This is a genomic window from Mesorhizobium sp. M6A.T.Cr.TU.014.01.1.1 (assembly GCF_004022765.1).
GTDB lineage: Bacteria > Pseudomonadota > Alphaproteobacteria > Rhizobiales > Rhizobiaceae > Mesorhizobium > Mesorhizobium mediterraneum.
Window position 1 is genome coordinate 16,260 of the sequence record NZ_RZPG01000032.1, and the last position, 26,787, is coordinate 43,046.

Here is a 26,787-nt window from a genome sequence, read left to right on the forward strand (position 1 = left end):
ATATATCGTTCCGACGCTTCAATTGGCCGAGCGCAGCCAGACCTTGTTGTCGTGAAAAGCCGCACCGCCATAGGGCGCTGGCGCGTCGGCGCCGGTTAGCACGTTGATGCCCTCGCCCCGCTCATGGGCGCTGTTCGGCCATATGCCCTCGGCCACTACGACGCCGCGCTTGAGGCCATCGAACAATCTTGCGTGCAGCACGACTTCGCCGCGCGCATTGCCGATCTCGACGCGATCGCCGTTGGCCAGCCCATAAGCTGCCGCATCGTCCGGATGCAAAAGCAGTTCCGGCCGGCCCTCCTTGGCCTTCGACACCGGCGTCTCCGAAAACGTCGAGTTGAGGAAATTGCGCGCCGGCGAGGTGGTCAGCCGGAACGGATGCGCCGCATCCGCCACCTCGATCAGGTCGATATGGTCGGGAAATTCCGGCAGGCTTGCCACCGGCCCGAACAGGCCCATGCTTTTCGGCGGCCGGTTGGGCGCCGCCTGACCGGTCCAGTCGGCGCGGAAGCGGAATTTTCCGTCCGCGTGGCCGAAGCCGTTGATGAAATGCGCCGCCTCGAAATCCGGCTGCAAATCGACCCATTTTTCGTCCCTGAGGCTCGAAAAACTGCCCAGGCCCCGCTTGCCCAGGATGATGTCGATATGCTGTTGCTCGGTCATGCCGAAGCCAGGCTTTTCGCCAACGCCCAGCCTTTTACCGAGCTCCTCGATGACGAAATGGTTGGTGCGCGGCCCTTCCGGCGGGTCGATCAGCTTCGGACCGAGCGTGATATGCTGGTTACCGCCGCCCTTGTAGACGTCATCATGCTCGAGGAACATCGTCGCCGGCAGCACGACATCGGCAAGTTTTGCGGTGTCAGTCATGAATTGCTCGTGCACGCAGGAAAATAGGTCGTCGCGCAGAAAACCCTGCTTCACCAGCCGCTGCTCCGGCGCGACATTGACCGGATTGGTGTTCTGGATCAGCAGCGCCGTCACCGGCGGGCCGCCATAGAGCGCATCCTCAGCGCCGGTCAGCACGGGGCCGATGCGCGAATGGTCGAGATGGCGGATCGCGGGATCGCGCATCCGCGTGCCTTCCAGCAGTTCCTGGTTCAGCTTGAAGATGCCCGAATTGGAATGGAACGCGCCGCCGCCCTCATACTGCCAGCAGCCGGTGACCGCGGCGATCGAGGCCGCGGCATGCATGTTGACCGAGCCGTTGCGCTGGCGCGAGAAGCCGTAGCCGAGGCGGAAATAGGTTTTCTTCGTCGTGCCGACGAGATGGGCGAATGCCTCGATCTCGTCGACGGAAAGCCCGGTGATACCAGCCGCCCATTGCGGCGTCCTCGTCTGAAGATGCGCTTCCAGACCGTGCGGGTCGTCGGTGTATTTTTCCAAATAGGCGCGGTCGGCCATGCCGTCACGAAACAGCACATGCATCACTGCGCAGGCCAGTGCGCCGTCGGTGCCGGGCTTCAGCACCAGGCCGAGATCGGCCTGTTTCATCGTCGCGTTCTCGTAGACGTCGATGACGACGATTTTCGCGCCGCGTTCCTTGCGCGCCTTGATCGCGTGGGTCATGACGTTGACCTGGGTGACCACTGCATTGGTGCCCCAGATCACCACGCAGTCGGACTTGGCCATCTCGCGCGGGTCGGGACCGCGCAACGCGCCGGCGCCCATCATCCAGCCGGTCCAGGCCAGGTTGGTGCAGATCGAACCGAAGAAGCCGGAATATTTCTTGGCGTGCCTGAGCCGCTCGATGCCGTCGCGCTGCACCAACCCCATCGTGCCGGCATAGTAATAGGGCCAGACCGTCTCCGAGCCGTATTTTGCCTCGGCCGCGATGAACTTTTCGGCGACGAGGTCGAGTGCCGCCTCCCAGCTCGCTTCCTTCCAAAGGCCCTCACCCTTGGCGCCGGCGCGGATCAGCGGCTTCAGCAGGCGGTCGGGGTGATGGACGCGGTCGGCATAGCGGGCGACCTTGGCGCAGATGACGCCTGATGTGTAGCTGTTGGCCTTGGCGCCATGGACGCGACCAATGCGCCTGCTGTCGAGCAGCTCGACCTCGAGCGCGCAGGTCGACGGGCAATCATGCGGACAGGCCGAATGGCCGATTCTGAGCTTGGCGTGTTGATTCATAGGGCCAAACTAGCCGTATATGGCAGCGGCGTGTAGGGCCAGATGGCGCTACTCCGCCGTGCCTTCCTCGTATTCCGCCGACATCGACAGCCATTTTTCTTCGTGGGCGGCCAACGTCTGGGCAAGCTGCGAGCGCTCCTTGGCCAGCTGTGTCGCCGTCGACGGGTCTTTTTCATAGACCGCCGGATTGGCGAGCTCGTCCTCGATCAAGTCGATGCGCTTGCGGATGCGGTCCATCAGCGCTTCTGTGGCGCGGATCTCCTTGGCCAGCGGCTCGAAGGCCGCGCGGCGTGCCGCCGCGTCGCGGCGACGGTCGGCCTTCGAGGCTTTTTCGGCCTCGCGCTTGCCGCGGCGGTCGCCGGACACGCCGGTGACCAGCGTCTTGTAGTCCTCGAGATCGCCGTCATAGGGATTGACCGCGCCGTCCTTGACCAGCCACAGCCGGTCGGCCGTCGCCTCGAGCAGATGGCGGTCGTGCGAAATCAGGATGACGGCGCCGGGAAATTCGTTCAGCGCATGGATCAGCGATTCACGGCTGTCGATATCAAGATGGTTGGTCGGTTCGTCGAGGATGAACAGGTTTGGTCCTTCGAAGGCCGACAAGCCCATCAAGAGCCGCGCCTTCTCGCCGCCGGACAGGTCCTTGGCGGCGGTGTTCATCTTCTCGGTGGTCAGGCCGAACTGGGCGACACGGCCGCGCACCTTCGATTCCGGTGCTTCCGGCATCAGCCGGCGGACATGCTCATAGGCGTTTTCGTTCGGTCGGAGGTCGTCGAGCTGATGCTGGGCAAAGATCGCCACTTTCAGGCCGGGCGCCACCGTCATGGCGCCGCTCTCCTGCTTCAGCCGGCCCGACAGCAATTTGGCAAAGGTCGACTTGCCGTTGCCGTTGGCGCCGAGCAGCGCGATGCGGTCGTCGGCATCGATGCGCAGCGTCATCTTCTTCAGGATCGGCTCACCCTCGACATAGCCGACATTCACATTGTTCAGCGCAATGATCGGCGAGGCCACGGTCTTCACCGGCTCGGGGAAGGAGAACGGCCGCACGTTGTCGTTCACAATCGCGGCGATCGGCTTCATCTTCTCCAGCGCCTTGATACGCGACTGCGCTTGTCTCGCCTTAGAGGCCTTGGCCCGGAAGCGCTCGACGAAGGACTCCATGTGCTTGCGCGCGGCTTCCTGCTTGACCCTGCCCTTCTCCTGGAGCTCGCGCTGCTCGGTGTATTGGCGCTCGAACTGGTCGTAACCGCCGCGCCAGAAGGTCAGCTTCTTCTGGTCGAGATGGACGATCGAGTTGACGGCGCGGTTAAGCAGGTCGCGGTCGTGCGAGATCAGAAGCACGGTGTGCGGATATTTCGACACGTAGTTTTCCAGCCACAGCGTGCCTTCGAGGTCGAGATAGTTGGTCGGCTCGTCGAGCAGCAGCAGATCGGGCTCGGCAAACAGCACTGCCGCCAGCGCCACCCGCATGCGCCAGCCGCCGGAGAAGGACGAGGCCGGCCGCCGCTGGGCGTCGTCATCAAAGCCGAGGCCGGCGAGGATGGTGGCGGCGCGCGACTCGGCCGAATGCGCGTCGATGTCGGCCAGCCGCATGTGGATGTCGGCGATGCGGTGCGGATCGGTCGCCGTCTTTTCTTCTTCGAGCAATGCGGAGCGTTCAAGGTCGGCCTTGAGCACGATCTCGATCAGCGGCTCCTCGGTGCCGGGCGCTTCCTGCGCCACCTGGCCGATGCGCGTGTTCTTCGGCAGGCTGATCGAGCCGGTCTCGGAGGCGAGATCGCCGGTGATCGCCTTGAACAAGGTGGTCTTGCCGGTGCCGTTACGGCCGACAAGCCCTGCCTTGCTGCCGGCCGGCAAGGTCAGCGAGGCATGATCGAGAAGCAGGCGTCCGGCCATACGGAGCGAAAGGTCGTTAATGATCAGCATGGCCGCGCTTTTGCACGGGACGTCGGCGCTTCGCAAGACCTTGAGCGCCGGTTGGTTGCATAAGGCATGAAAATGGCCGGCGGCGGCAGGTTGCCTGATGCCGCGGGAGGGGAAGACGATCGATCCAATCGCCGGCCTCGCCGGATCAGAGGGCCGACTCTGAATTGGGCCGGGAACCTGCAGCGACGGCGCGTCGCCTGGCGAGCATCGACTACTCGCATCCGAAAATTGCGCATTTGTCAGTTAATTGCCCGTGCAACGCGGTCGTCTTCAGCGATCGCACCATGACGCAAGGGCAAGACTCAGCTATGTCTAGGTGTGCGGCGGACCTGATACCCGCCTGGCCGGCGCCATCTCCTCCCAAGCGGCGCCGGCCATTTTTTCCCACAGCGTTCACTGTGCCGGCGGTGTGCCGGGTTGATCACCGCCTGACATCGATTTGGGTGCAGGGTCGACCTGCGGGTTTTGATCGACGGTGCCGGGGGCCTTCGTCGGCGGGATATTGTTGTCGCAAGCCGCCACAGCCAGGGCTGCGGCTAAAGCCAGCAAGATTGAGAGCTTATTCATCGCAACCTCCTGTCACCGGGCAAACGAGACGGTGCCGATTTGGTTGCACGCTCAGGCAGAGCTCGGGGCGTTTGGAGAACGGGGGAACAAAAAGCCGCCTCTTCGGTTGGTCCACACCAATGGAGAAAATCATGATCCGTCTGCTCATAGCAGGGGCCGCCGTCTACGTGGCCTACCGCATAGTCAGGGAAATCATCGACGAAGTGCCCGACGACTTCGATCCGCTGTTGCTGCCACCTCCCGAAGACGACAAGTCGCTGCGGCGGCAGTCGGCGGCGATGGGCGTAGAGCCAGAGCGCTAGATCGAATTCATCGGCTGGTGCGTCAATAGGGTCGGCGCGTCGATCGCAACTCTCACGTCGAAACCGTTGCGAACAAAGCAGAAACGATGCTTGATGGGCAATGAACCTCGCTGCCCGTGATTCGACCTTCCGGCCTGCCTATCTCGCGAAGCTGAATGCCGAGCAGTGCCTTGCCGTCGAGCATGGCGACGGCAAGGTCGCTGGCCCGTTGCTGGTAATCGCCGGCGCCGGCTCCGGCAAGACCAGCACGCTGGCGCATCGCGTTGCGCATCTGATCGTCAGAGGCGCCGATCCCAGGCGCATCCTTTTGATGACGTTTTCGCGTCGCGCCGCATCGGAACTCGCCAAGCGGGTCGAGCGCATCGCCGGCGAGGTGCTCGGCCGGGACGCTTCAGTTATCACCGATGCTCTCACCTGGGCCGGCACGTTTCACGGCATCGGCGCCAGGCTGCTGCGCGACTACGCGCTGGAGATCGGCCTCGATCCGGCCTTCACCATCCACGACCGCGAGGATTCGGCCGACCTGATGAACCTCGCCCGGCACGAACTCGGCTTCTCGAAGACGGAAGGCCGTTTCCCGACCAAGGGCACGTGCCTGGCGATCTATTCGCGCGCCGTCAACGCGCAGGCGCCGCTTGGCGAGGTTCTGGGTTCGGTGTTTCCCTGGTGCGCGGGGTGGGCAGAACAGCTTAAGGCGCTGTTCGCCCGATATGTCGAGGCCAAGCAGGCGCAGAACGTGCTCGATTACGACGACCTGCTGCTCTACTGGGCGCAGATGGGGGGCGAGCCGGAGATATCGGCGCATCTGGGTGGGCGCTTCGACCATGTTCTGGTCGACGAATACCAGGACACCAACCGGCTGCAGGCCTCGATCCTCACGGCACTCAAGCCGGACGGATCCGGGCTGACGGTGGTCGGCGACGATGCGCAGTCGATCTACTCGTTTCGCGCGGCGGAAGTGCGCAACATCCTCGACTTCCCAAAACAGTTCGCGCGGCCGGCCGAGATCGTCATGCTTGAGCGCAACTACCGCTCGACCGAGACCGTCCTGGCCGCCGCCAATGCGGTGATCGGCGAGGCCTCGGAGCGCTTTACCAAGAACCTATGGACGGAGCGTAAATCGGCCGAAAAGCCGAAGCTGGTCAGCGTTCGCGACGAGGCCGAGCAGGCGAGTTACGTCTGCCAGGCGATCCTGACCGAGCGCGAGGCCGGCACGGCGCTGAAGGCGCAGGCCGTGCTGTTTCGCGCCTCGCACCACAGCGGGCCGCTGGAGATCGAGTTGACGCGCCGCAACATCCCGTTCGTCAAATTCGGCGGGCTGAAATTCCTCGACGCCGCCCATGTCAAGGACGTGCTGGCGGTGCTGCGCTTCGCCGAAAACCCGCGCGACCGCGTCGCCGGTTTTCGCGTGCTGCAGCTCTTGCCCGGCATCGGCCCTTCGGCAGCTTCGCAGATCGTCGACACCATGGCCACGTCGCTCGACGAAGCGATGGGTCTGGCGCGCTACCGGCCGCCGCAACGCGCCGCCGACGACTGGCAGGGTTTCGTCACGCTGTTCTCGCAGCTTCGCACCGGGTCGGGAAAATGGCCTGTTGATCTCGAACAGGTCAGGCTCTGGTATGAGCCGCATCTCGACCGCATCCACGAGGACGCAACGACGCGCCGGGCCGATATTCTGCAGCTCGAGCAGATCGCCTCGGGCTATGCCTCGCGCGAGCGTTTCCTCACCGAGCTGACGCTCGATCCGCCGGATGCAACCAGCGACGAGGCCGGACCGCCGCATCGCGACGAGGACTATTTGATCCTGTCGACCATCCATTCGGCCAAGGGCCAGGAATGGAAGAACGTCTTCGTGCTCAACACCGTAGACGGCTGCATCCCGATCGACCTCGCCGTCGGCTCGAAGGAGGATATCGACGAGGAGCGCCGCCTGCTCTACGTGGCGATGACGCGGGCCAAGGACGGCCTGCATCTGGTCATGCCGCAGCGCTTCTTCGTCCACGGCCAGGCGGCGCGTGGCGATCGCCACGTTTACGCCTCGCGCACCCGCTTCATCCCAGCCTCGATCCTCGGTGCCTTCGAACAGACATCATGGGCGAGCGTCCAGGCCAAGGACGATCCGCGTCGCCAGCCGCAAGTGCGCGTCGACCTCGGCGCCCGCATGCGTGACATGTGGAAGTAGGCCGCCTCTTCGGCACGGCGCTCATGCCACTGAGCTTGGTGGCGAAAATCAAATCTCGGCAACATGGAACCTGATGCCGCAATCCGCGTTTCTGGGCGTCCGACCCAGATCGGAGAGCGGCGTCCGCCGTCACCTCCGCCCAATACGAGAGGCCAGAATGCACGACACGATGCCCTTCACCCCGGTCGCCGTTACCGTCGGCGCCGGCCATAAGCGCATGATCGCTTCGCTCTTCGACATGCATGAGTTCCTGACCGAGTTCCCGCCATCGCGACGACGCCTGAGCTATGGCGCGGCGGTGAAGGCCTGCGAGGCAGCACGCGCCGGCGAGATCTCGCCGGAAGCGGCACGCGATGCCTTGATCACCCTCGCGGTGACGGCAGGCATTCTCTGGCCTTCGGCGCAGCCGGCGGTCTCAGTCAAGCCGGTCGCCCGAGGCCAGGGCGGATACGCCGCCTGACGCCTGGCTAGGCCTCCTTTGCGAGCGTGACCCGTCGAGATGCTGCACATCTTCGACGGGTTTTACTTTCAATCGATCATGATCGATCCGGATGATCCCAAATCAGGCGTAGGCGCGCCCCTCGTCGCTACGCTGGAACAGCGTCAGGTCGAGTGACACCGAAGGCCGGCCCAGAACGGTTAGGATCGTGTGCGCCTGGCCGCGGTGATGGGTCTGGTGGTTGAAGAAATGATCGAGCGCCGGCGCCAATCTCTGCGACACGGTGCGCATGTCAGAGACGGTCATGTAGGAGAAGCGGCCGGACAAAGCCTTGTCGCTCAACGCCCCGACCCAGTCGATGATCCTCTTGTCTTCGGCCTCGCGCGCCAGCCGCAAGCCCGGCAAGGCGCGGTGCAGGATCGTGTCGAGCCTGGCCGGCGCGTCGCCCTCGCCGGTAAACCGCCTCATCCAGATGCGGTCGGCGGTCAGAACATGGTTGAGCGTGCCCATTATCGAGCCGAAGAAAGCACCGACATTGCGGTGGAATTCTTCGTCGTCGAGATCGGCCGCGGCATCGTAGATGCGGCTATTGGCCCACTGATTGTAGGCCGCAAACATCATGAAGTGCTGTCTCATCTTTTTCTCCCGACCCGCAAGACCCCGTTCCGGGTGCCTACCGCATCGGCCCAAAAATCGGTACCGTTTTTCGGAAAAAACACGATGCGTAGATTCAAAAACGCTAGAGCATACTTTGTGCATCCAAGTGGACGCACCTCGTTCTAGTAGACCGCAAGGAAGCCGCCGCCAATGACCATTCTGCTCTATGACCTCGTCGGACGCGATGCTGCCCGTCCGTTCAGCCCGCATTGCTGGAAGGCGGCGATGGCGCTCGCCCACAAAGGGCTCGACGTCTCAACCGTGCCGACACGCTTTCTCGAAGTGCCCACTGTCGAAGGCGGCGTTTCAAAGCTCGTTCCGGTGATCCGCGACGGCCAGAAGGTGGTCGCCGATTCCTTCGCCATCGCGCTCTATCTCGACGAGGCCTATCCTGAGCGGCCGACATTGTTTTCCGGCGACGGCGGCAAGGCGATGGCGCGGTTCATCGAACGCTGGTCGCAACTGACCATCCACCCCTATGTCACCACTGCGGCGATCATGGACCTCCACGCCATGCAGGACGAGGCGAACGCCGCCTATTTCCGCCAGAGCCGCGAGCAGCGCTTCGGCAAGAGGCTGGAAGAGGTGATGGCGGCGCGAGACACCGGCCTAGACGCCTTCCGCGCCTCGCTGGAGCCGTTGCGCTCGACGCTCGCCTATCAGCCGTTCATCGGCGGCCAATCACCGCTGTTTGCCGACTACATCGTCTTCGGCGCGCTGCAATGGGCGCGCATCGCCTCGCCCTACCGGTTGCTCGACGACAGCGATGCGGTGGCGCAGTGGTTCGAGCGCTGCCTCGATCTGCATGACGGCCTCGGCCGCAAGGTGGCGGCGGCTGTATAGGGGAATAGGGGAATAGGGGAATAGGGGAGTAGGGCAGTAAGGCAGTAAGGCAGTAGGGCAGTAGGTATGCGCGTCGCCGTGACTTCCCTTACTACCTTACTACCTTACTGCCTTACTGCCCTATTCCCCTACTCCCTCCCAAAGGCAACACGACACCATGACGTCAGGCCCGCAATTCCCGGAAGATTTTCGCGCCCAGCTGGTCGACCTCTTCCGGTGGCGGCGGGACGTCAGGCGATTCAAGCCGACGCCGCTTCCCGAAGGCGCGCTGGAGCGGCTGCTTGATGTTGCCAGCATTGCGCCCTCGGTCGGGCTGAGCCAGCCCTGGCGTTTCGTCATGGTCGAGAGTGCGGAATGCCGTGCCGCCGTCAGGGCCTGCTTTGAGCACTCCAATGCGGAGGCGCTCGCATCGTTCGGCGGCGAACGCGCCGCGCTCTATGCGCGCCTGAAGCTCGCCGGGCTGAACGAGGCGCCTTGTCAATTCGCGGTTTTCGCCGATCGCGCGACAGAACAGGGGCATGGCCTCGGCCGCCTGACCATGCCCGCGACCATCGAGTATTCGGCGGTGATGGCGATCCATACCTTTTGGCTGGCGGCGCGCGCCGAAGGAATAGGCATGGGATGGGTCTCGATCCTCGATCCGGCCGAGATGGCGACGATCCTCGACGCGCCGCCCGAGTGGACGCTGATCGGCTACTTCTGCGTCGGCTACCCCTGCGAGAACCACAGCGTGCCGGAGCTGGAACGGGAGGGCTGGGAGGTCCGGCGCGCTTCGACCATCATAACGCGCTGACTGAGCACCTCCCCTGTCGAGCACCTCCCCTTGGCAACAAGCCGGGCGGCTTGTATAGAGCCCGCCACCCTCAATTCCATTCTCCATCACAAGGACGACCCCATGGCGCTCGAACGCACATTTTCCATGATCAAGCCGGACGCGACCCGGCGCAATCTCACCGGCGCCATCACCCAGATGCTCGAAGAAGCTGGCCTGCGCGTCGTCGCCTCGCGCCGGGTGTGGATGAGCCGCCGCGAGGCGGAAGGTTTTTATGCCGTCCACAAGGATCGTCCGTTCTTCGGCGAGCTGGTCGAGTCCATGTCGTCGGGCCCGACCGTCGTGCAGGTGCTGGAAGGCGAGAACGCCATTGCCAAAAACCGCGACGTGATGGGCGCCACCAACCCGGCCAACGCCGCCGAAGGCACCATCCGCAAGGTGCACGCGCTGTCGATCGGCGAGAATTCGGTACACGGCTCCGACGCGCCGGAGACCGCCGCGCAGGAAATCAAATACTGGTTCTCGGACACCGAGATCGTCGGCTGAGCTGATAGTCCAGATCAACATGTCATATGAAAAAAGGCCAGCGCAATGCTGGCCTTTTTTCGTGCGGCGATCCAGCACCGGAGGCCGGGGCCGACACCTCCAACTGCGCATGATGCTCAAAAACCGAAACCGGTTTTTTGAGCGATCAGGTCGCGGCATTGAAGCGCAGGATGACGCGGTTGTCCTTGTCGACGATGATGAGCTTGCCGGCGTCGACGTGATATGATGCCGCCTTGGCCAGTGCCTCGAACAGCGCCTTTTCCTCAGCCATGACGTCGGACGCGCAGGCCTTAAAGGTCGAACCGATGTCACTGATGGCGATGGTCGAACCATCGACTTTTGCGGTGGCGAAGTAGACGTTGCAAGGGCCGCTGCCGCCGGCCTTGCCGGCCTCGTCGATCCTGAACGTCGCCTGCGGCTCGGCGATCACACCAATGCCGTCGATATATTCGATCAGCCAGCTCTGCCCGAATACCGGGGCCGATGCCGGTTTTTCGCTCACCATCTTCAGCATGATGGTCTGCGGCGCGTTGCTCAGCGGATCGACCTGGTGGCGCGTATCGGAGATGAACAACAGCCTGTCGTCGACGGTGATGCGCGCCTGCAGCGCATAGGTCATGCCAGGCCGGATCACCTGGGGATCAAAGCTGATCTCGAACTTGATCGGCACCTGGCCGGCCGGCGCGACCTTATGCTCGCCGATGACAGTGGCTGGCGCATCGGCCAGCGAGACATCGGCAAGCTGCACGGAAAGCACGGCGTTGGGCGGCAGCGCGATGCGCTCGCGATACATCACCTCGCCCTTCAGGGTCCTCTCGGCAGCAACGGACAACTCAGGCACCACCAGTATACCAACGACCAGCGGCACGACACCGAAGATGAAGAACTCGGCAATCCTGCCCAGCATGATCCTGCTCCCCATAGCGCACCAAACTGGTCGGAAGGTCTCGCAGGATTGCGGTGGTTCCGTGGCGCCAACACGGACTATTCGCACGACGGTGCGTTCCGGCGGCTTGCGGGCTTGTCGTCGGTCTCTTTTGGCGTGACCGGCAAAATTTTGCTCAAGCCAGGCCCAGGCGATCACGAAGTCGTGTTCCCAAAAAGATGTAACACAGCGAGCCTCGGGACCGAACTGACCAATGCGCGCTTGAGGAACGGCGCGCTCAACAACCCAACCGGAGGTGAAATCATGTCAACAAGATCAACCGTGAGCGCGGCATTTCTGGCCGGCGCCGTTGCCACGGCTCTTGCTTCTTTTGCGACAGCCGCGCCGCTGTCCGAGGCACAGGTCAAGGCAGCGATGGATGCCGGCAAGGAGAAGTGCTTTGGCGTCGCCCTGAAGGGGCAGAACGACTGCGCAGCAGGACCTGGCACGACCTGCCAAGGCACCTCGACTGTCGATTACCAGGGCAACGCCTGGAAGTTTGTCGATGGCGGCACCTGCACGACGATGGACCTGCCCGGCGACCGCAAGGGCTCGCCCACGGAGCTGACCCGCGACATCCCGTCGTAAGCAATGCAACCGCCCGGAAAGCGGAGACGAAGATGAACGGTCTGGCCACTCACCCAGCGTCGTGCATGTCGAAAACCTCGCGCTTTCCGGCGCACCGGGTCGCCAGCCTTGCCGGCACCAGCTTCAAGCACGAGCATCTACCCGCGATCCTCGGCGACGACCCAAAAGACGGTTTCTTCGAGGTCCACGCCGAAAACTACATGGGCGCCGGCGGCCCGCCGCACGATGCGCTGACCAAGATCCGCCGCGACTATCCCGTTTCACTGCATGGGGTGTGCATGTCGATTGGCGGACCGCGGCCGCTCGACAAAGCCCATCTCGGTCGTTTCAAGGCGCTCGTCGACCGCTATGAGCCGGCGCTCGTTTCCGAGCATCTCGCCTGGTCGACCCACGACACCACCTATTACAACGACCTGCTTCCCCTGCCCTATACGCCGGCAACGGTTTTGCGCGTGGCGGATCACATCGACGAAGTGCAGGAGGCGATCGGCCGCCCGATCCTGCTCGAGAACCCCTCGACCTACGTCCTTTTCCTGGAAGCGACGATGAGCGAGACGGATTTCATCCGCGAGCTGATGCGGCGTACCGGTTGCGGCTTGCTGCTCGACATCAACAACGTCTTCGTTTCGGCCACCAATCACGGCTACTCAGCCCTTTCCTACCTCGCGGATTTCCCGCTCGATCATGTCGGCGAAATCCATCTGGCCGGGCACGCCGAGCAGGAGGATGACGAGGGCGATCTGCTGCTCATCGACAGCCATGACGGCCCGGTCGCCGACGCGGTCTGGACGCTTTTCGATATCGTTATCGGCCGATGCGGGCCGCTGCCGACGCTGATCGAATGGGACAGCGACATTCCCGATTGGCCGGTGCTCAAGGCGGAAGCCGCCGCCGCCCAAGCGATCCTCGATCGTCATGCCGACAGCCATTGTATATTCGGAAAAGCCCATGCCGCAGGATGAGCTCCAATCGGGCGATCTCGGCCGCCGGTTCGACTATGCCGCGGCATTCACCGCCGGTTTGCTCGATCCTGATTGTGTCCCGCCTGACGCTGTCTCGGGGCCGAACGGGAAGGCTGCGGTCAAGCGATATGCGGTCTACCGCAACAACGTCACGGTCAGCCTGATCGATGCGCTGGCCGCCAGTTTTCCAGCGACGCTGCGCATCACCGGCCCGGACTTCTTTCGCGCGATGGCGCGCTTTCATGTCCGCGAAACGCCACCCACCTCGCCGCTTCTGTTCGAATACGGCCGCGACTTTCCCGATTTCATCGAGCGCTATGAATACGCGCAGTCGATGCCGTGGCTGGCCGATGTGGCGCGCCTGGAGCGGGGTTGGCTCGATGCCTATCATGCCGCTGACGCGGAACCGTTGGCTTCCGGAGCACTGGCGTCGATCCCGCCCGAGCGACTGGCCGATACCGTGTTCGTGCCGCACCCGGCAACGCGCGCCATATGCTCGCGCTATCCGGTCGTGACGATCTTTGCGGCAAACCGGAGCGACGGTCCTGTCGGGCGGATCCAGGCGGGCGGCCCTGAAGACGCGCTGGTCACGCGGCCCGGCCTCGAAGTGTTTGTTCGCCACCTGCCACCGGGCGGCGCTGTTTTTCTGGATCGCCTCGTGGCGGGCGAGCCGCTCGGCGCGGCGGCTGCGGCGGCATTTGCGGAGCGTGCCGAATTCGATCTTTCCGCCAACATTGCCGGCCTGCTGCAAGCGGGCGCCTTCACAGCGGCACACCAGCGAGGATGACCATGACGAACCATGGGCAGAACGCCAGCACCGAGCCGCGAGGGATAGCCGCCCTCGTCGAGAGGGTGAATGCCGCCCTTCGCACGAGTGCCACGCCGTCGCTGACGCAGCTCGTCCTGCGCTGCGCACTCGCCGTCCCGTTCTGGCGGTCCGGTATCAACAAATGGGACGGCTTTTTGCAGTTGAACGATGTTGCCGTGCTGCTTTTCAGTTCGGAGCTCAAGCTGCATCTGCCCGGCGGCCCTTACGATTTCCCCGCACCTGGGCTGGTGGCGTTCGTCTCAGGATCGGCGGAAATCCTGCTGCCAATTCTTCTTGTCCTCGGCCTGGCGACACGACTGGCGGCATTCGGCCTGCTGCTGATGACGCTGGTCATACAGCTCACCGTGCCGGACGGCTGGCCGCTGCACATCACCTGGGCGGCGATGGCGCTTGGCATCATGGCGTGGGGACCCGGCCGGATTGCGCTCGATCACTGGATCGGCGCCGACAAGGGCTGATGGGCTTCCACGCCTCTGGCGGTGACGCGAAGCATCAATTTCGTTTCGGCACGGCCTGCTTCCAGCGGCTTGCGGCCTCGTCGTCGGCCTCCTTGGCGTCGACCCAGCCGCCTTGCGAGCCGTCGGTGTGGTGTTCCTTCTTCCAGAACGGCGCGCGCGATTTCAGGTAATCCATCAGGAAATTCGCCGCCTCGAACGCCGCCTGCCGGTGCGCGGAGGCTGCGACCACCAGCACGATGTTTTCGCCCGGCGCGATCCTGCCATGGCGATGGATGGCGGTGAGGCCCTGCAGCGGCCACCGGGCGACCGCCTCGGCGGCGATGCGGCCGATCTCGGCCTCGGCCATGCCGGGATAGTGCTCGAGCTCGAGTGCCGCGAGCCTGCCCGCCTCATCGCGGCAGAGACCCGAGAAAGTCACCACGGCGCCGATGTCGGCGCGGCCTTGCGTCATCTTGATGATCTCGGCGGCGACATCGAAATTCTCCGCCTGGATGCGCACCGTCGGCACCACCGCGCCGGGCATTTCAGCCACCCGTCATCGGCGGGAACAGCGCGATCTCGCGCGCGCCTGATATCTTCTCGCGGTGCTCGACATGTTCCTGGTTGATGGCGACGCGGATCACATCAGGATATTGCAGCGCGTTCTCGTACTCCTCGCCGCGCGATTTCAGCCAGCGCAGCAGGTCGGCCACGGTCTCGATGCCGACGGGCAATTCGACATCCTCTTCCGGCTTGCCGATCCGCTCGCGCACCCAGGCGAAATAAATGAGCTTCGTCGACATGCTACTCGTCCATGATGTGCTTGAGGCCGGCGCGGAAATAATCGTAGCCGGTGTAGAGCGTGACCAAGGCGGCGATCCACAACAGCACCAGCCCGGTCTGCGTGGTCAGCGGGAAGATCTTGTCGCCGGCAGGTCCCGCCAGCAGGAAGGCGATGGCGACCATCTGGATGGCGGTCTTCCACTTTGCCAGCTGCGTCACCGGCACCGAGACCTTCAGCGCCGCCAGATATTCGCGCAGGCCCGAGACCAGGATCTCGCGGCACAGGATGATGATCGCCGCCCACAGCGACCAGCCGGCGATGCCGGCATGGCGATCGGTGTCGGCCGCCAGCAGCAGCAGGCAAGTAGCGACCAGCAACTTGTCGGCGATCGGGTCGAGCATCTTGCCGATATTCGAGGTCTGCTGCCAGGCGCGCGCCAGATAGCCGTCGAGATAGTCGGTGATCGAGGCGAGCAGGAAAATGATCAGCGCCGACCAGCGGGCGAAGTCGCTCGACTTCAGATGCCCTTCGAGAAAAAAACACAGCACAACCAGCGGCACCGCAAGGATGCGGGCGTAAGTGAGCATGTTGGGCAGGTTGAATGCGCGCTGGGCCATATTTTTGGGAACTCTTTCTGCCTGCGTACTCAAATCAGAAGCGAAGGTGGGGGGTCAACAGGCGATAGTCGATGGACCAACCGAAAATAGCAATCCATCAACTCTCGTGAAAATGGTTGTAGACCAGCTTCGCCACCTGCTCGGATATACCATCGACCTTGACCAAATCCTCGATCGCGGCGCGGCTAACCGCCTTGGCAGTGCCGAAATGCATGAGCAGCGCGCGCTTGCGGCCGGGGCCGATGCCGCTGATCTCGTCGAGCGGACTCTTGACCATCTCCTTCTTGCGGCGGGCGCGGTGCGAGCCGATGGCGAAGCGGTGAACCTCGTCGCGCAGCCGCTGGACGAAGTAGAGCACCGGATCACGAACGGGGAGCGAAAACGAATCCCTGCCCCTGACGAAGAAGCGTTCGCGGCCGGCGTCACGGTCCTGTCCCTTGGCGATGCCGATTGCCACGACACGGTCCTCGATGCCGAGATCGGCGAGCACTTTTCGCACCGCCGTCATCTGGCCCTGGCCGCCGTCGATGAGGATGACGTCGGGCCAGGCCGGGAAACCGCCGGTGTCCTCGATATCGTCCTCATGTTCACTCGGGGCGGCGTCGTCCGCCGGCAGTTCGCTCTGCGGCACATCGCCATGTTCCTTCAGCAGCCGCGAAAAGCGCCGCTCCATCACCTCGCGCATCATGCCGAAATCGTCTCCCGGCGTGATCTCGGTCGAGCGGATGTTGAATTTCCGGTACTGGTTCTTGACGAAGCCTTCCGGCCCGGCGACGACCATGGCGCCGACGGCGTTGGTGCCCATGATGTGCGAGTTGTCGTAGACCTCGATGCGCGCCGGCGGCTTTTTCAGGCCGAAGGTCTCGGCGAAGCCAGTGAGCAGCCGCCCTTGCGTCGAGGTTTCGGCCAGTCGGCGGCCGAGCGCCTCGCGGGCATTCTGCAGTGCGTTGTCAGTCAAATCCTTCTTCTCGCCGCGCTGCGGCACCGAGATCGCCACCTTGCGACCCGCGCGGGTGGAGAGAGCCTCCGCCAGCAATTCCTGGTCCTCGACACCATGCGACAACAGAATGGCACGCGGCGTCGGCTTGTCATCATAGAATTGCGCCAGGAACGAGCCCAGCACTTCCGATCCCTCCAGCGCTGGATCGGCCTTGGGGAAATAGGCGCGGTTGCCCCAGTTCTGGCCGGTGCGGAAGAAGAACACCTGGATGCAGACCTGGCCGCCCTCCTGATGGATGGCGAAGACATCGGCCTCATCGACGGTCTGCGGGTTGATGCCCTGGTGGCTCTGCACATGCGACAGCGCCGCCAGCCGGTCGCGATAGATGGCGGCCCTCTCGAAATCGAGATTCTCCGAGGCCTGCTGCATGGCGGCGGAGATATCGGTCTTCACCTTCTGGCTGCGGCCGGAGAGGAAGTCCTTCGCCTCGGCGACCAGCCTGGCATAGTCGCCATGCGAGATCTCGCCGGTGCACGGGCCGGCGCAGCGCTTGATCTGGAACAGCAGGCAAGGCCGGGTGCGGTTCTCGTAGAAGGAGTTGGTGCAGCTCCTGAGCAGGAAGGCGCGCTGCAGCGAATTGATGGTGCGGCCGACCGCGCCGGCCGAGGCGAAGGGGCCGAAATAGTCGCCCTTGCGCGAACGCGCGCCGCGATGCTTGTAGATGCCGGGCGAGACATGATCGCCGGTCAGCAGGATATAGGGGAACGACTTGTCGTCCCGCATCAGAACATTGAAGCGCGGCCGCAAGCGCTTGATAAGGTTGGCTTCCAACAGCAGCGCTTCGATCTCGGTGCGGGTGACGACGAATTCCATCGTCGACGTCTCGCGCACCATCCGGCCGATGCGGCTGGTGTGGAAACGGCCTTGCGCGTAATTGGTCACCCGCTTCTTCAGGCTGCGCGCCTTGCCGACATAGAGCACGTCGCCTGCGGCATTCATCATGCGGTAGACGCCGGGCGCGTTGGGCAGCCGTTTGACCAGCGTCTGGATGACTTCAGCGCCGACCATGCCGTCGGCATCGCCGGCATGCGGCGTCCAATCGATGGCGGTGAAGGCGACCTCGGGGCCACTGGGACCGGGAGCTGAAGACTCGACGATCTCCTCCGCCGCCTCGTCCTCGATGTCGATATCGGGGGGCAGGTCGTCGGCGGCGCTGCCTCGTTTGTGTTTCTGGTCCATGGGACTCATTCGACAATGCCTGTCACATCCGGCGTCTGCCATGCAAGGTGCTGGCCGCCGTCGAGCGCTATCATCTGGCCGGTGACCGAGCGCGCGCCCCAGAGATAGCGGATGGTGGCGCCGAATTCAGGCAATTCCGGGCCGCGCTTCAGGATCAGGCCGTCGACCTGAGCGGCAAAATCGCTGTCGTCCTGGCGTGCGCTCTTCAGCGTCGGGCCGGGGCCGATGGCGTTGACGCGAATACGAGGTCCCAGCGCCTGCGCCATCATCTGCGTCTGCGTCCACAAAGTCGATTTCGACAGCGCATAGGAGAAATAGCGTGGCGTCGGGCGCCAGACGCGCTGGTCGATCATATTGACGATCAGCCCCTCCTGGCCTTCCGGCAGCGCGCGGGCGAACTTTTGCGCCAAAAGTGCCGGCGCCTTCACATGGATGGCGAAGTGACGGTCCCAGGCAAGCCAGTCGAAGTCCTGAACCGTATCGTCCACGAACAGCGAGGCATTGTTGACCAGCAGTGTAACAGGTCCGAGCGCGGCTTCGGCGCGGCCGACCAGGTCGCCGACCGCGGTCATATCGGTCAGGTCGGCGGCGACCACAGCGGCGCGGCCATCCTGGCCAAAATGGCCGCCATTGATCCGCGCGGCCAGCGCTTCCGCCTCGGCCCGCGAGCGGTTGCAATGGATGGCGACGGCAAAACCGTTCGCGGCAAGATCCTCGACGATAGCCTTGCCGATCCGCTTGCCCCCGCCCGTCACCAGTGCCGTTCCAGCGGCCTTGCTCATCCTGTCAATCCTCAATGGCCTCGATTTCAGCCCGACGGCGAAATATGGCCGGCCAAGCGTTAAATGCCGTTCGTACCTTGGGCAGCATTGTGGCAAAGCGGCCGGATCGGTCTTTCGCAACTGGCCGGGACTTGGCCGCCAGACCGCAATATAGGGTGCTGGACTCCTTGCTCCAAGCCGTGTTCAGCGCAGCATTGCAAAGCCTCCTGACACCATCTGTTGCGCAGATGCAACGTCAAAGTTCGGCCTCATTCGTGCCCGGTAATGACCCAAGTTCAGGTTCGCTTCAGCCGTATTTCGACACGACATTCGGAACCGTTGAGCGCCAGATCCGTTTATCCCCCCGGCGGGTTGAGGGCGCTCGTGAAAAGCAAGCCTGTGCCTGTGGCTTAAGGAGTAAAGAACAATGCAAGCCAATCTTAAATTTGCGCGACCGCTGGCGGTGGCGTTCGGGCTTTTCGCCCTCGGCGGAACCGCCTATGCTGCTGACGTGATCTCGGAAGAGCCGCCGGCACCCGCCCCGATCGCCGAACTTCCCGTCGCGTCCTGGGCTGGTCCCTATGCCGGTGTGAGCGTCGGCTACGGCTTCAGCGGCCATGCCGATGCCACGGATGTCGGCGTCGACGTCGGCACCGATGGATTCGTCGGCGGCGTCTTCGGCGGCTATCAGTGGCAGCAGGAGAACTTCGTGTACGGTGCTGAAGCCGATATCGGCTATAGCGGCATCGAGGGCGACGATGCTGGCATCGAGGCTAAAGGCGGCTTCGAAGGCTCGCTGCGCGCCCGCCTCGGCTACGCCGTCACCCCGGAGATCCTGCTCTACGGCACCGCCGGCGGCGCGCTGAAGAACCAGGAGATCGAAGCCGCTGGCGTCAGCGACGAAAACACCATGCTCGGCTGGACGGCCGGCGTCGGCACCGACATCAAGATCACCGACAATGTGTTCGGCCGTGTCGAGTATCGCTACACCGACTTCGGCGACAAGGACTTTGACGGTGTTGGCAAGGTCAAGTCCAGCGACAACCGCGTCACCTTCGGCGTCGGTATGAAGTTCTAAGTCGTCCAAGCCACGACACGAAAAAGCCGGGCCTCGTGCCCGGCTTTTTTTGTGCCCGGCGCCTGCCTGTCGGCACAGCCTGCGTGATCTCAAGTTCAGCGTCGAGCCAGCACCCTGTCGACCAGAACCAGGGCTTTCGGCTGCTGCGACAAAACCGAGAGCGATCACGACGGCATTTGACATCGCCCCGACCCAGCCATTCGCGGACACATCTATGAACGGGTAAGCGTATTTCCCTTCAGCGGCGCCACGAGCCAGGGCATAGGCTAGATACACCAGGGGATAGAGCGCCCAGAGAAGCGGATCGCGCCACGAGAGCGTCCCCTTTCGCGTGAACAGCAGCCAGAACAATACGACAAGAACAGGGTTGAGCTGATGGAGCAGAAAGTTTGCTTCAGCGGTGGCGCCGGCCAAGGTGCGCAGCCCTTGGAGCAGCAACGCGAAAATCACGCCGACCAAGGCCATGACGGCGGCAACCCCCGCCACCAACCGTGGGTGATCGAAACGCTCCCCGAGGAATGCGGCGGCTCCGAATACAACGGCGACAAGACCGTTGGTCAGGATCGTGAAATATCCCATCAACACCCATAGCGAGCCGAATATCGAGGCGCCACCATTCATCAAGGTGCTGAGTTCAAGCCCAATGCCAGCGCAAGCGGACAGACAAATGATCAGGGCAAGTAAACGACAGATCAAATCGCCACCCATCGGTCGGCAGCCCCGCTTCAGGCACTCACCCCGGAACGCAGGGTTTGAGCTCCGGGAACTTCTCGTCGAAACGCGCTGCCCAGCGGACCAGCCGGCTGCGGCCCTTTTCCCATTTTCCGGCAAAGCGCAGTGAGAGATAGCCAAGGCAGGCGCGCAGCGCCATCTGGCCGGCGGTGATCTTCTTGGGCAGCTTTGGCGGATTGGCGTTGAGCAGATCGAGCGCGCCGGTTATTTTCGCCCACTGGCGGTCGAGCCAGGGCTGGTACACCATGTCTTCGGGGCGCGTGCGCCGCTCATAGACCATCGACAGCGCGCAGTCGCAGATGCCATCGGCCAGCGCTTCAAGCACTTCCGCCTCGAGGCGCTTGTCGGGATTGCGCGGAAACAGCGCGTTCTTCGACACGCGATTGAGATGCTGGGTAATGGCGCGGCTGTCGTGAATCGGACGACCGTCGTCGAGCACCAGCGTTGGAATCTTGCCGAGCGGGTTGGCGCCGATCAGCTCAGCCGGCTTGTCTTCGGTTTTTACCGGCACGAGATCGACGGCAATGCCGGCATAAAGCGCGGCCATGCGCACCTTTGAACTGTAGGGGGACGTGGCAGCGTAGAGCAGTCTGGGCATGATCGGGTTCCTGTTTGCCAGCGGGCACTGTTGACCGATCAGCTTCCGCCGATCAACGGCCAAAAGCGGGAAAACCAGCCGCCAGCAAGCAGCAGTTGTCTCAACATCGATCTAGACGCGATAAGCAGAGCAGACGTGAGCAGATCTGTCCTTCCGGGCGCAAGGAAATGCCCCACCGGACTTCGCCGTAGCGCGAAGTCCTGGGAGCTGCGAAAAGCTGTCTTCCCTCCGCCTCTGTCTGCTCGCCCGAGCACCGAACCAGCGAGCGAGGCGCCTGTCCGGCACCCGCCCTCAACTGTCCTCAGTACTGCCCTCCGCGTGCGAAGAAAGGCGATTTACTTCTTGGCCTTCGCCTTCGCAGGCGCCGCCTTCGGCTTGGCCGCAGGCGCTGCTTTCTTCACGGCTGCGGAAGACTTCGCTGCCGCCGCTTTCTTTGCGGGCGCAGCCTTCTTGGCCGGTGCAGACTTGGCAGGTGCAGCTTTTTTCACTGCCGGCTTTGCCGCGGCCTTTGCAGCTGGCTTCTTGGCCGGAGCTGCTTTTGCCTTGGCCGGCGCAGCCTTGGCCTTGGCAGGTGCCGCTTTGGCCTTGGCAGGCGCTGCTTTCTTCACTGCCGGTTTTGCCGCGGCTTTCGCGGCCGGCTTCTTGGCCGGCGCTGCTTTTGCCTTGGCCGCGGCGGCCTTCGGCTTGGCAGCAGGTGCCGCTTTCTTCACAGCGGTTGCGACTTTCGCCGCCGCTGCTTTTGCCGGTGCTTTCTTTGCTGGTGACTTCTTTGCCGGTGACTTGGATGCCGGCGCTTTGGATGACTGTTTAGCCATGTCATGCCCCTTCCGTTGTGCCGACGGCCATTAGTGACCCGGCGTGCAATGCATATCTGACTCGCGGCTTGCTAGCCAGCGAAGCATCAGCATGAATTTTGCAGTTTAAGTTTTGGTTACAGGCGACACAAGCTCGTGCTGATTTCACAAAATGCCGCTGCTGCTCTTCGACCTTTGCCGAGGGTTTGCGACAGACATTCTGCCCGCTTTACCGGAACCAATCCCGCTACGAAACGCTGAAGGTTAGCAAGCGTTTTTGCTCGTTGATCATCGACCGGCAACACCATGATGCGCTGCTTCATTGATCTCGTCGTCTTGTGCAAACGGACGGTCTACACAAGCGACAAAAGCAAAGCGCGATCCGTTCTGCGCCATGAGCTTGCCTGATCTCTATGAGGGCAACGGCCTTCGCTTGCATCGTTCCTTTTTGCTAGGATTGACAGATTACTCCATCTCACAGAGTATTCTGCAGTATGCGGGAGAAGCGCAATGTCATTCGCGCAAGATCGAGTAGCGCTGGCCGAGATCAGTGAGACGGAACGCCGGACACCACAGCAGGCCCGATGATGGCTGCCGACGAAATCATCCACCAGAGCGTGCGGCTCAGGATCATGGCGACGCTGAATTCTCTGGAAAGGCGCGAAGCGCTGGAATTCACCCGATTGAAGGCCATCGTCGATGCGACTGACGGCAATCTCGGCGCGCATATCGATACGCTTGCCAAGGCGGGATATATCGATGTCGAAAAGCTGTTCGTCGGACGCCGGCCGCAAACGCGCGTCAGGGCGACGTCAATCGGACGACGCGCCTTTCGCGGTCACGTCGCCTTCCTTCGCAAAATTCTCGATGAGGCGGAGCAGCCAGTTAAACGCGTTCAGCGCAGGACGCGGCAGCGACCGTTGTAGACCATCCAGCGGTCGAAGCCCGAGACGCAGAATTCGACGTTGTCGCCGATCGAGGCAAAGCCCTGCCCTTCCTCGATCAGATACCAGATGGTGCGGGCGTGGCCGTCGGAGAGGCTGACGGTGGCGCCGCAATAACGGCGGCCGATCGGCCAGGTGTCGTTGGCCGGGAAATAGCGGTGCTGGTGGATGCGCTGGAAATCGGTGATCTCCACATCGGGCAGATTCGGCACGTGGTGCACCTGGTAGGAGAAGCGGCTGGTGATCTTGTTCAGCACCCAGGCCTCGCCGCAAACGCCGCTGTCTTCGTCGGTATAGACGGCAAGGTCGGCCGCTTTTGCTGCCTGAGTGACAGCGAGGGATGTGCCGAGCGGCGTGCAAAGGGCGATCAGTGCGGCAAGGGCGGATTGGGCGAAGCGAGTCATGGCAGCCTCTTATGGTCGATTTGCGCGCACTGTGCGGATTCGCTTGCGCGCGGTCAAGCGGTTGTAGAGACGATGGTTTCTTAGTTTGAAATTGCCTTCAACCGAGGCAGGCGCGCGAACACCTCTGCCGCCCTATGCCGCCAGCCATTCCAGCGTCCAGTGCGCCGGCTGTTCGACCACGAGAAGCCTATGTAGCGCCGGCAGCAGCGTGCGCAATTCACCTTCCAGCGTGAACGGCGGGTTGACCACCACCATGCCGCTGCCGTCGAGGCTGGGCTCGGCCGATGGCGGCCTGATCTCGAAGCCGATGTCGAGCAGCTTCGGAATGCCCGACTGCACCAGCGCCTTCCGGAAGGCGGCGACCGCCTTGCGATCCTTGACCGGGTACCACAGCGCATAGATGCCGCCCGGCCAGCGCTTGTGCGCTTTCTGCAGCCCGTCGACCAAGCGGGCGAACTCGCCCTCCTCCTCGAACGGCGGATCGACCAGCACGAGGCCGCGCTTTTCCTTCGGCGGCAGATGCGCGCCGAGCGCCAGCCAGCCGTCGAGCTCGATCACCCGGGTCTGGAAATCGCCTTGGAACAGCGCCCTCAGCTTAGCGGCATCCTGGCGATGCAATTCGATCGCCGACAGCCGGTCCTGCTTGCGCATGAGATGACGCGCGATCAGCGGCGAGCCCGGATATTTTTTCACGCCGCCTTCGGGATTGAGCGAACGGACGGCTTCCAGATAAGGCGCCAGGAGTGCTGCCGCCGGCGCATCCAATGCGGCATCGACCAGCCGGCCGATGCCGCCTTGCCATTCGCCGGTCTTTTGCGCTTCGGTCGACGACAGGTCGTAGCGGCCGATGCCGGCATGGGTGTCGATGACGCGAAACGCCTTGTCCTTCTGTTTCAGATATTCGACGAGCCGGCTCAGCACGACATGCTTGACGACATCGGCGAAGTTTCCGGCGTGATAGGCGTGGCGATAATTCACGAGCTAATTCGAGCCCCTGCCCCAGCGCGGCGGTGGCGGCTGCGAATTCGGATTTTGCGGCCGGCCGCCGCCGCCGAAACGCAGCGCCAACAGCAATCCGATCAGGCCGGCCGCCATCAGCGAAAACCCGACCGGCCGCGCCCGGCTGTCGATCTCGCCGACGCCGGAGCGCAGCAAGAGGTCCACCGTCCGCATCTCGATGCCCTCGGCGTCGCCGGGGCCAACGGTGAAGATGTAGGGGCCGGGGCTGACCGTCGCGATCAGGCCTGCCTCATCGCGGAAGACCTTGTCCGGCAGTTGCGGGCTGACCTGTCGCGGATTCTCCGAATGGGTGAACTGCAGCGTCGAGGCGAGCACCGTTCTGCCGCCGGTGGCGGCGGTCAGCGTCAGCACCGTGCGCTGTTGCGAGACGACGATGCGTTCGGTCCTAGCGGTGAGATCGACCAGCACCCGCACCGGCGCGTCGCGAGCGGCCAGCGGCACCGTCACCGGCTTGAACCGGCCCTGTTCGTAGACCCGCCAGGTGCCGATCTCATGGCCGGAGAAATTGGTCATCGCCCAGGGATAGACGACGCCGATGCCGGTGCCGGCAAGCAGGATCAGAAGAAACAGAAAGCGCATGCGCTCAACTACCTAGCCCTCTTGTTGTTTGACCATGATCTTATCCGAAAACCGGTTCCCACTTTTCGGGATCATGGTCTAGCGCCGTCGCGGGCGCGTTCCATCTCGTCCAGGAGCCATGTCGAGGCCGAGATCGAATGTCGTATCGAATTCGGCGGTGCCAAGATAGACAATAGCATCGGCCTCAAGGGTGGGAACCGGTTTTGGGAAAATTCGAATGATCTGAAACCGAACGGAGGATCAGCTCTTCCTCTTCTGGAGGCCCGATTCCAATGCGCGCTTTCCAGTCCCATCGAACAAATGCAAATGTTGCGGCGGGAAAGCGACCGTCACCGTCGGACCGGCCGTAAGCGCAGCCCGATCGAGCGTGAAGACATTGAACGGCAGGCTATGCAGGCCAAGGTGCAGAATGATGCCGAAGCCGGTCGGCTCGATCAGGTCGACCGTCGCCCTCAGGCTGCTCTCCGAAGCCGCCGACATCTCGACATGCTCCGGCCGGATGCCGAGCGTCACCGCCGCGCCTTCCTCGAGTTGATAGGCTGACGACAGCGCAATCAGCGTTCCATCAGGCAGTCGTGCGCCGGCCGTGCTCCCAGTGACCTCGTAGCGTGCCGACAGAAAATTCATGGCCGGCGATCCGATGAAGCCGGCGACGAACAGGTTGGCCGGGCGGTCGTAAAGCTCCAGCGGGCTGCCAACCTGCTGCACCACGCCCTCATGCATGGCGACGATCCGGTCGGCCAGTGTCATCGCCTCGATCTGGTCGTGGGTGACATAGATCGAGGTCGCGCCGAGATCGCGGTGCAGCTTCTTGATCTCTGCCCGCATCTGCTCACGCAAGCGCGCGTCGAGATTGGACAGCGGCTCGTCGAACAGGAATGCCTTGGGCTGTCGCACGATCGCGCGTCCCATCGCCACGCGCTGGCGCTGACCGCCCGACAGTGCCTTCGGCCGCCGCGCAAGCAGCGGCTGCAGCTCAAGCTTCCTGGCTGCATTGCTGACAGCAGCTGTGATCTTCTCGCGGGCGGCCTTCCGGATCCGCAGGCCGTAGCTCATGTTCTCGGCAACGTTCATGTGCGGGTAGAGCGCGTAGGACTGAAACACCATAGCGATGTCGCGGTCCTTAGGTGCCCGCTCATTGACGCGCACTCCGTCGATCCGGATCTCGCCTTCGGTCACCTCCTCGAGCCCGGCGATCATCCGCAGCAGCGTGCTCTTGCCGCAGCCAGACGGACCCACGAGCACCACGAACTCGCCGTTCTTTATCGCCAGATCGACGCCGTGCAGCACGGAGACGATGCCGAAATTCTTGCGAACGTTGCGGATGTCGATCGATGCCATGAAACCTCACTCAGCCCTTGACCGCGCCGGCCGTCAGGCCCTGGACCAGATAGCGCTGGATGAACAGGAAGAAGAGGCAGGCCGGGATCAGCGCCAGCACGCCGGCCGCCATCATCTGCCCGAAATCGACCGAAAACTTCGACACGAAGGTGAGCAGACCGACCGGAAACGTGGCGGCGCTGTTGCCCGAAATCAGCATCAACGCGAACAGCAGTTCGCTCCACGCGGCGGTGAACACAAAACCCAGCGTCGCGGCAATGCCCGGCAGCGTCAGCGGCAGGACGATCTGGCGAAATGCCATGAACTGCGTGGCGCCATCGATCTTGGCCGCCTCCTCCAACTCCTTGGGAATGCCGTCGAAGAACGACTGCATCAGGAATGTCGCGAAGGGAATGTTGAAGGCGGTGTAGACGACGACCAGTCCGGTCAGGCTGTTGGTCAGCCCGAGCGGCGAGAGCATCTTGAAGATCGGCGCGACCAGCATCACCAATGGAAACATCTGGGTGAGCAGCATCAGTGCGACCAGCCAGTATTTGCCGCGAAAGGTGAAGCGCGACAGCGCATAGCCAGAGAGGGACGCGAGCAGCGTCACGATCACGGCCGTCGAGCCGGCAACGATCATGCTGTTCCTGAAGAAGATCGGGAATGCGCTGTGGGCCAGCACGAAGCGGAAATGTTCAAAGCTCATCCGCGACGGCCACATCCGCACGCCCTCCGAATAGAGCAGGTCGTTCGGCGTGACCGATACTTTCAACAACCAGAACAGTGGGAACAGCGCAAAGACCACGTAGCAGAGGATCGCCAGGCGGTGCAGCGCGGTGCCGAAGATCGAATACCTGTTCATCTGGTCATCC

General features: G+C 63.1%; 31 protein-coding genes. 14 read left to right on the forward strand and 17 right to left on the reverse strand.

The window, feature by feature from the left end:
• Positions 1 to 18: 18 nt before the first annotated feature.
• From EN885_RS28055 to EN885_RS33695, 3 genes are all read right to left on the reverse strand, one after another.
• Positions 19 to 2,127, reverse strand: a complete 2,109-nt coding sequence (locus EN885_RS28055) for a molybdopterin oxidoreductase family protein (protein ID WP_127206486.1) — start codon at positions 2,125 to 2,127, stop codon at positions 19 to 21.
• Between the two features lie 48 nt (positions 2,128 to 2,175).
• Positions 2,176 to 4,053: an ABC-F family ATP-binding cassette domain-containing protein gene (locus tag EN885_RS28060; protein WP_128243688.1), complete on the reverse strand. Its 1,878-nt coding sequence runs from the start codon at positions 4,051 to 4,053 to the stop codon at positions 2,176 to 2,178.
• A gap of 393 nt (positions 4,054 to 4,446) precedes the next feature.
• The gene (locus EN885_RS33695) at positions 4,447 to 4,620 is read right to left on the reverse strand and encodes a hypothetical protein (protein WP_164547240.1); all 174 of its coding nucleotides are present in this window, start codon (positions 4,618 to 4,620) and stop codon (positions 4,447 to 4,449) included.
• 131 nt (positions 4,621 to 4,751) lie between these two features.
• On the opposite strand from EN885_RS33695, the gene EN885_RS33700 reads away from it, so the two are divergent.
• The 3 genes from EN885_RS33700 to EN885_RS28070 all read left to right on the forward strand — a co-directional run bounded on the left by EN885_RS33700 (position 4,752) and on the right by EN885_RS28070 (position 7,564).
• Positions 4,752 to 4,922: a hypothetical protein gene (locus EN885_RS33700; protein WP_164547241.1), complete on the forward strand. Its 171-nt coding sequence runs from the start codon at positions 4,752 to 4,754 to the stop codon at positions 4,920 to 4,922.
• A gap of 100 nt (positions 4,923 to 5,022) precedes the next feature.
• A complete protein-coding gene (locus EN885_RS28065) occupies positions 5,023 to 7,104 on the forward strand; it encodes an ATP-dependent helicase (RefSeq protein WP_127206627.1) in 2,082 nt (693 codons plus the stop codon).
• Positions 7,105 to 7,261: 157 nt separating this feature from the next.
• Positions 7,262 to 7,564 (forward strand): DUF982 domain-containing protein, encoded by a 303-nt coding sequence (locus EN885_RS28070; protein ID WP_127206626.1) that lies wholly within the window; start codon positions 7,262 to 7,264, stop codon positions 7,562 to 7,564.
• Positions 7,565 to 7,666: 102 nt separating this feature from the next.
• On the opposite strand, the gene EN885_RS28075 is transcribed toward EN885_RS28070, so the two are convergent.
• The gene (locus EN885_RS28075) at positions 7,667 to 8,179 is read right to left on the reverse strand and encodes a DinB family protein (protein ID WP_095483231.1); all 513 of its coding nucleotides are present in this window, start codon (positions 8,177 to 8,179) and stop codon (positions 7,667 to 7,669) included.
• Positions 8,180 to 8,350: 171 nt separating this feature from the next.
• Here EN885_RS28075 and EN885_RS28080 point away from each other — a divergent pair, with 171 nt between their 5' ends.
• The 3 genes from EN885_RS28080 to ndk all read left to right on the forward strand — a co-directional run bounded on the left by EN885_RS28080 (position 8,351) and on the right by ndk (position 10,361).
• Positions 8,351 to 9,043 (forward strand): glutathione S-transferase family protein, encoded by a 693-nt coding sequence (locus tag EN885_RS28080; RefSeq protein ID WP_128243687.1) that lies wholly within the window; start codon positions 8,351 to 8,353, stop codon positions 9,041 to 9,043.
• A gap of 157 nt (positions 9,044 to 9,200) precedes the next feature.
• On the forward strand, positions 9,201 to 9,836 hold the full coding sequence (bluB, locus tag EN885_RS28085; protein ID WP_128243686.1) for a 5,6-dimethylbenzimidazole synthase: 636 nt from the start codon (positions 9,201 to 9,203) through the stop codon (positions 9,834 to 9,836).
• A gap of 102 nt (positions 9,837 to 9,938) precedes the next feature.
• Positions 9,939 to 10,361, forward strand: coding sequence for a nucleoside-diphosphate kinase (gene ndk, locus EN885_RS28090; protein WP_023800663.1), 423 nt, complete (start codon positions 9,939 to 9,941; stop codon positions 10,359 to 10,361).
• Between the two features lie 145 nt (positions 10,362 to 10,506).
• Here the strand turns inward: ndk and EN885_RS28095 are convergent, their stop codons facing one another.
• Entirely contained in the window at positions 10,507 to 11,268 is a 762-nt protein-coding gene (locus tag EN885_RS28095; RefSeq protein ID WP_128243685.1) for a YbaY family lipoprotein, read from the reverse strand.
• A 282-nt stretch (positions 11,269 to 11,550) separates the two neighbouring features.
• Between EN885_RS28095 and EN885_RS28100 the strand changes: the two genes are divergently transcribed.
• From EN885_RS28100 to EN885_RS28115, 4 genes are read left to right on the forward strand one after another with little or no spacing between them, the layout of a single operon-like run.
• Complete coding sequence (locus EN885_RS28100; RefSeq protein WP_128243684.1) at positions 11,551 to 11,874, forward strand: DUF2282 domain-containing protein; 324 nt, start codon at positions 11,551 to 11,553, stop codon at positions 11,872 to 11,874.
• A 32-nt stretch (positions 11,875 to 11,906) separates the two neighbouring features.
• Positions 11,907 to 12,836, forward strand: a complete 930-nt coding sequence (locus EN885_RS28105) for a DUF692 domain-containing protein (RefSeq protein WP_128243683.1) — start codon at positions 11,907 to 11,909, stop codon at positions 12,834 to 12,836.
• Entirely contained in the window at positions 12,823 to 13,623 is an 801-nt protein-coding gene (locus tag EN885_RS28110) for a DNA-binding domain-containing protein (protein ID WP_128243682.1), read from the forward strand. Before EN885_RS28105 ends, EN885_RS28110 begins: the two co-directional genes overlap by 14 nt.
• A 2-nt stretch (positions 13,624 to 13,625) precedes the next feature.
• Positions 13,626 to 14,123, forward strand: coding sequence for a DoxX family protein (locus EN885_RS28115; RefSeq protein ID WP_128243681.1), 498 nt, complete (start codon positions 13,626 to 13,628; stop codon positions 14,121 to 14,123).
• A gap of 34 nt (positions 14,124 to 14,157) precedes the next feature.
• Here the strand turns inward: EN885_RS28115 and EN885_RS28120 are convergent, their stop codons facing one another.
• From EN885_RS28120 to EN885_RS28140, 5 genes are all read right to left on the reverse strand, one after another.
• Entirely contained in the window at positions 14,158 to 14,646 is a 489-nt protein-coding gene (locus EN885_RS28120; RefSeq protein WP_128243697.1) for a molybdenum cofactor biosynthesis protein MoaE, read from the reverse strand.
• Between the two features lies 1 nt (position 14,647).
• On the reverse strand, positions 14,648 to 14,905 hold the full coding sequence (gene moaD / locus EN885_RS28125) for a molybdopterin converting factor subunit 1 (protein WP_127205908.1): 258 nt from the start codon (positions 14,903 to 14,905) through the stop codon (positions 14,648 to 14,650).
• 1 nt (position 14,906) lies between these two features.
• Entirely contained in the window at positions 14,907 to 15,503 is a 597-nt protein-coding gene (gene pgsA / locus EN885_RS28130) for a CDP-diacylglycerol--glycerol-3-phosphate 3-phosphatidyltransferase (RefSeq protein ID WP_095483221.1), read from the reverse strand.
• 97 nt (positions 15,504 to 15,600) lie between these two features.
• Complete coding sequence (gene uvrC, locus EN885_RS28135; RefSeq protein ID WP_128243680.1) at positions 15,601 to 17,691, reverse strand: excinuclease ABC subunit UvrC; 2,091 nt, start codon at positions 17,689 to 17,691, stop codon at positions 15,601 to 15,603.
• Positions 17,688 to 18,464, reverse strand: coding sequence for an SDR family oxidoreductase (locus EN885_RS28140; protein WP_128243679.1), 777 nt, complete (start codon positions 18,462 to 18,464; stop codon positions 17,688 to 17,690). Before EN885_RS28140 ends, uvrC begins: the two co-directional genes overlap by 4 nt.
• 406 nt (positions 18,465 to 18,870) lie before the next feature.
• Here EN885_RS28140 and EN885_RS28145 point away from each other — a divergent pair, with 406 nt between their 5' ends.
• Both EN885_RS28145 and EN885_RS34345 read left to right on the forward strand, forming a co-directional pair.
• Entirely contained in the window at positions 18,871 to 19,521 is a 651-nt protein-coding gene (locus EN885_RS28145) for an outer membrane protein (protein WP_128243678.1), read from the forward strand.
• A 375-nt stretch (positions 19,522 to 19,896) separates the two neighbouring features.
• Positions 19,897 to 20,112, forward strand: a complete 216-nt coding sequence (locus tag EN885_RS34345) for a hypothetical protein (protein ID WP_164897933.1) — start codon at positions 19,897 to 19,899, stop codon at positions 20,110 to 20,112.
• Between the two features lie 142 nt (positions 20,113 to 20,254).
• Here the strand turns inward: EN885_RS34345 and EN885_RS28155 are convergent, their stop codons facing one another.
• Positions 20,255 to 20,851: a glutathione S-transferase family protein gene (locus EN885_RS28155; RefSeq protein WP_128243677.1), complete on the reverse strand. Its 597-nt coding sequence runs from the start codon at positions 20,849 to 20,851 to the stop codon at positions 20,255 to 20,257.
• A 30-nt stretch (positions 20,852 to 20,881) separates the two neighbouring features.
• Between EN885_RS28155 and EN885_RS33910 the strand changes: the two genes are divergently transcribed.
• Positions 20,882 to 21,700: a hypothetical protein gene (locus tag EN885_RS33910; RefSeq protein ID WP_206616858.1), complete on the forward strand. Its 819-nt coding sequence runs from the start codon at positions 20,882 to 20,884 to the stop codon at positions 21,698 to 21,700.
• An 82-nt stretch (positions 21,701 to 21,782) separates the two neighbouring features.
• Here EN885_RS33910 and EN885_RS28165 read toward each other — a convergent pair whose 3' ends face one another.
• The gene (locus EN885_RS28165; protein WP_126107113.1) at positions 21,783 to 21,968 is read right to left on the reverse strand and encodes a hypothetical protein; all 186 of its coding nucleotides are present in this window, start codon (positions 21,966 to 21,968) and stop codon (positions 21,783 to 21,785) included.
• Positions 21,969 to 22,229: 261 nt separating this feature from the next.
• Between EN885_RS28165 and EN885_RS28170 the strand changes: the two genes are divergently transcribed.
• Positions 22,230 to 22,571: a transcriptional regulator gene (locus EN885_RS28170; protein ID WP_164759264.1), complete on the forward strand. Its 342-nt coding sequence runs from the start codon at positions 22,230 to 22,232 to the stop codon at positions 22,569 to 22,571.
• On the opposite strand, the gene EN885_RS28175 is transcribed toward EN885_RS28170, so the two are convergent.
• The 5 genes from EN885_RS28175 to EN885_RS28195 all read right to left on the reverse strand — a co-directional run bounded on the left by EN885_RS28175 (position 22,541) and on the right by EN885_RS28195 (position 26,777).
• Positions 22,541 to 22,993, reverse strand: coding sequence for a hypothetical protein (locus EN885_RS28175; protein ID WP_095483215.1), 453 nt, complete (start codon positions 22,991 to 22,993; stop codon positions 22,541 to 22,543). The genes EN885_RS28170 and EN885_RS28175 overlap by 31 nt on opposite strands.
• Before the next feature lie 132 nt (positions 22,994 to 23,125).
• Entirely contained in the window at positions 23,126 to 23,971 is an 846-nt protein-coding gene (locus EN885_RS28180; protein ID WP_128243675.1) for a 23S rRNA (adenine(2030)-N(6))-methyltransferase RlmJ, read from the reverse strand.
• A 3-nt stretch (positions 23,972 to 23,974) separates the two neighbouring features.
• Positions 23,975 to 24,592: a hypothetical protein gene (locus EN885_RS28185; RefSeq protein WP_128243674.1), complete on the reverse strand. Its 618-nt coding sequence runs from the start codon at positions 24,590 to 24,592 to the stop codon at positions 23,975 to 23,977.
• Positions 24,593 to 24,832: 240 nt separating this feature from the next.
• The gene (gene ugpC / locus EN885_RS28190; protein WP_128243673.1) at positions 24,833 to 25,933 is read right to left on the reverse strand and encodes a sn-glycerol-3-phosphate ABC transporter ATP-binding protein UgpC; all 1,101 of its coding nucleotides are present in this window, start codon (positions 25,931 to 25,933) and stop codon (positions 24,833 to 24,835) included.
• Between the two features lie 10 nt (positions 25,934 to 25,943).
• Positions 25,944 to 26,777 (reverse strand): carbohydrate ABC transporter permease, encoded by an 834-nt coding sequence (locus EN885_RS28195; RefSeq protein ID WP_126107118.1) that lies wholly within the window; start codon positions 26,775 to 26,777, stop codon positions 25,944 to 25,946.
• Positions 26,778 to 26,787: the final 10 nt, after the last annotated feature.